Annotated in this window: 5 protein-coding genes and 1 pseudogene; all 6 read left to right on the forward strand. The window is 64.9% G+C overall.

Features of this window, described 5'->3' with window-relative positions; genetic code table 11:
• Positions 1 to 67 (forward strand): annotated as a pseudogene (locus BRO63_RS03990) (uridylate kinase); the annotation flags it as partial.
• Positions 68 to 353: 286 nt separating this feature from the next.
• On the forward strand, positions 354 to 1,166 hold the full coding sequence (locus tag BRO63_RS03995; protein ID WP_088138641.1) for a GTPase: 813 nt from the start codon (positions 354 to 356) through the stop codon (positions 1,164 to 1,166).
• Between the two features lie 144 nt (positions 1,167 to 1,310).
• Positions 1,311 to 1,664, forward strand: coding sequence for a DUF3085 domain-containing protein (locus BRO63_RS04000; RefSeq protein ID WP_088138642.1), 354 nt, complete (start codon positions 1,311 to 1,313; stop codon positions 1,662 to 1,664).
• Between the two features lie 146 nt (positions 1,665 to 1,810).
• The gene (locus BRO63_RS04005; RefSeq protein WP_088138643.1) at positions 1,811 to 2,653 is read left to right on the forward strand and encodes a phosphoadenosine phosphosulfate reductase domain-containing protein; all 843 of its coding nucleotides are present in this window, start codon (positions 1,811 to 1,813) and stop codon (positions 2,651 to 2,653) included.
• Positions 2,653 to 3,168 (forward strand): XF1762 family protein, encoded by a 516-nt coding sequence (locus BRO63_RS04010; RefSeq protein WP_179215031.1) that lies wholly within the window; start codon positions 2,653 to 2,655, stop codon positions 3,166 to 3,168. Before BRO63_RS04005 ends, BRO63_RS04010 begins: the two co-directional genes overlap by 1 nt.
• Positions 3,169 to 3,429: 261 nt before the next feature.
• On the forward strand, positions 3,430 to 3,698 hold a 269-nt coding region (locus BRO63_RS04015), incomplete at its 3' end, for a DUF3577 domain-containing protein (RefSeq protein WP_143219441.1).

Consider the following 3,698-nt stretch of genomic DNA (forward strand, 5'->3'; position numbering starts at 1 on the left):
CGGCGACACGTGGAAGCACGTGTTCTTTCCACGTCAGCGCGAACACTATTTCGTGTACGAAGCCTGATCCATCCAGCCCCTTTCGAGGGGCTTTTTCTTGCCCGCAGCGCAGGAAACCGGGTGCGGCGCGGTGCCGTTTCATGCGGGTGAGCCGCCCATTCCGAGGCCATCCTTGCCCCATGTTCGTCGGCGTTGCCGACACATGCCCAGACAGCCGAGACCTTCAAGGCTGCAAGTGCGGGAAACCGTGCTGGTCTTTTTTCTTATCGGACGTTCCGCGTCCATCCACGCCACCCACAAGGGATCTCTCCCTTGCGGGCGGGAATCCCTTGTTCTTCCTCAAGGAGATTCCCATGGACCGTTCCCTCATCAAATCCATGATGCCTTCGCTTGTCGCAGGCCATGTGCCCCGCAACGTGCGGTCGTTCAAGTACCGCGTGTTCGATGATCAGCCGCAGTCCTCGACGCAGGGCTTCGCCATCGATCCCCAGCCCTTCGACGGCAAGGTGGTCGCGGCGACTGACGATGCCATCGTCGTCAAGCTCAAGCCATCCGAGTTCGCCGTGCTCGATCCCAACCTTGTGACCTCTGTTCCCAGCGAAGGCGCCAAGGTGCGTGTCCAACCCTACGCACGGCGCCGTTTCGACGGCCTGCGCGCGGACACCCCGGAAGAGCGCCCGGAGATGACGTCCGACGGCATTCCCTACACCGTCAAGACGCACATCCTTGGCTCCGCGCCCGCCAAGCTGCCCATCCCCAAGCCGCAGTGCATGGAACTGGGCCAGCTCATCGAACAACTGGAGGAAATGCCGGCGCCCGATGGCTTCCGGCGGATCACCCACATGCTGGTCGATGCAGGTGCACGGGATTTCACTTGGGTCGATCCCAAGCCATCCAAGATCATCGAGACGCCTCCGGCGATCAGCTTCACGACCTCGACCGCGAAGTTCAAGGGTCGCGTCACGGTGCTGTACGACCGCGGCGGCGACGCCTACGTGGTGGAACTTCACCGCGATGGCGAATTGGTCGATCGGTACGACGAGGTGTATTTCGACATGCTTGGCGCAGTGTTGGAGAGGCTCATCGACGATGGTCGCTGGCGCCTGATCGACGTGAGCGTGATCGACACCAAGGCTCCCCGGCAGCGCCAAGCGGTGCCGGCATGACGCCTCGAAACGAAGCCAGGCAACTCCACGGCTGACCCGAGGTTCCCGCCACGGCGGTTCAGTCCATCCGGCCACGTGCCGCACAGGCTCTCCATCCATTCGGGTGGAGAGCCTTTTCTCTAATCCGTACAGGAGATTTCAACCATGTCACTGCGATTCAAGGGCGCCGACCTGCGCCCTGTGTTGACCGAAGCGATCGCCAACCAGTGCCGAGCCGTCCTCGTCAAGGACCAAGGCGTGTACATCCTCGCCGAGTGCGGGGAACGCCGCCCGGACGGACGCCAGAAGTTGCTGGCCTATGCAGTCGGCTGCGACCCGGATACCGATCCGTTCGATGACTGGTGGTTCCTCGCCCAACGCGAGCTGGGCGGCGACGACTTCGCCGAGTACTTCGACCCGAAGGACGGCGTATTCACCCGCATCTTGCACACAGCGGACGATCTGATGCTGTCGGCCACCGCCACCCACTTGTCGTTGGAGGTCGTGCCTCCCGTTTAAAGCAGCAGCACGTCCTGCTCAGCCCCCGGTTCCCCGGGGGCTTTCTTTCCTCCGCACAGCGGCTATGTCCCCGCGTGCGCGCTCGTCTCCGGCCGCCAAGGCCTGCCTCGCCGGCCAGCCCGCCGGCATGCCACTGGAGACGACGCATGCACGACCCGTTCAAGATCACCCAGCCCACCTGCATCAGCTTCAGCGGCGGGCGCACGAGCGCATACATGCTCTGGCGCGTGCTGCAGACCAATGGCGGCCTGCCTGCCGATACCGTGGTCTGCTTCGCCAACACGGGCAAGGAAGTCGAAGCGACCTTGCGCTTTGTGCGCGATTGCGCCGAGCACTGGCAGGTGCCGATCCGCTGGCTCGAATACGTGCCCATGGAACCGGGCTTCGCTCTGATCGACTTCGATCGGGCCAGCCGCCAGGGCGAGCCGTTCGAGGCGCTGATCCGCAAACGCCAGTACCTGCCCAATCCCGTTGCGCGGGGCTGCACGACCAGCCTGAAGATTCGCCCGATGCACCGCTTCCTGCGGCATCTGGGATGGACGGACTGGGACCAGATGATCGGCATCCGCGCCGATGAGCAGCGACGCGTCTCCAAGATTCGTGCGCGCGGCCACTCCACCGAATCGTCCCACGAGACCATGTGCATGCCGCTGGCGGATGCCGGCGTTACCGTGCGCGACGTGAGCGCGTTCTGGCAGGCGCAGCCGTTCGACCTCGACCTGCTGACGGTGAACGGACGCACGCTCGAAGGCAACTGCGACCTGTGTTTCCTCAAGCCGCGTGGGCAGCGCCTGGCCCTTATCAAGGCCCGGCCCGAGGCCGCCGTGTGGTGGATTCGCATGGAGTCCCTGAACCTGGCGAGCAAGCCCAGCGGCGCCCGGTTCCGCGCCGATGGCCCCAGCTATGCCGATCTGGCGCGCTTCGCTGCCGACCAAGGCGATCTGTTCGATGGCACCGAGGAAGCCATTGCCTGCTTCTGCGGCGACTGATGCGCATGGACAGGCCATTGATCGCGCCACGGCTGCAACTCCTGCCCGTGTCGCTACGGGTCGCTAATGGCTTTGTGCAGGACCACCACCGCCACCACCGCCCGGTCCAAGGGGCGAAGTTCGCCCTGGCCGTTGTCCCGCGCGGCAGCGATTGCATCTGCGGTGTGGCCATCGTCGGTCGCCCGGTCGCGCGGCACTTGGACGACGGCTGGACCCTCGAAGTAACGAGGCTATGTACCGACGGTGCGCCGAACGCCTGCAGCAAGCTCTATGGCGCCGCTTGGAAGGCGGCCAAGGCCCTCGGCTACACGCGGCTGATCACCTATACCTTGCCCGAGGAAGGTGGTGCCAGCCTGCGCGCCGCCGGCTGGCAGTTGGTCGGCACGCGCGGCGGCGGCGCTTGGAGCCGTCCCAGCCGTCCCCGCGCCGACACCCCCGACCACCTGCGCGGCCCCAAGTGCCTGTGGCAGGCATCGGGCGGCGTGGACAAAGGGAAACGTCCGGGTGCCGATTGATGGCTGTCGCGCGCGCGAAGCCCGGCCATGCTGCCCCCATGCCTGCTGACGTTGTCAGCGACATGCCAGGCAACCATCGGTCATCGAGGTTGCGGCGCAGTTCCCACTGCGTGACCGAGCCAGCTCGCACCGCATCCGTCCGCGAGCGGCCACCAGTGATGGTGGCGGATGCTTTCGCCTTTTCAACCCACCGCGGGGTTACGCACCTTCCCCGCATGCGTGGGCCTGGTGTGTCTCCGCTTCTTCCAATGGAGATTCACCATGAACACCACTTCCAACGAGAAATCATATTTCGACCTTCACACCTCGGGCATCGGCTACATCCAACGTGCCCGTGAAGTGCCTGTCCGGGGCGGCCGCCGTGCGCAGCCCTTCTTGGCATGCACCATCGCCGCACTGGTCGGTTCCGCCAAGGACCCCAGTTACCGCTACTTCGACGTCAAGGTCTCGGGTGCCGAGGCCAAGAAACTGGTCCAGCGCTACATCGGCGTTGACGATCCCAAGCAGCGCCCGCTGGTGCGCTTTCGCCT

It is taken from the genome of Achromobacter xylosoxidans (assembly GCF_002192695.1).
GTDB classification, from domain to species: Bacteria; Pseudomonadota; Gammaproteobacteria; order Burkholderiales; family Burkholderiaceae_B; genus Achromobacter; species Achromobacter xylosoxidans_C.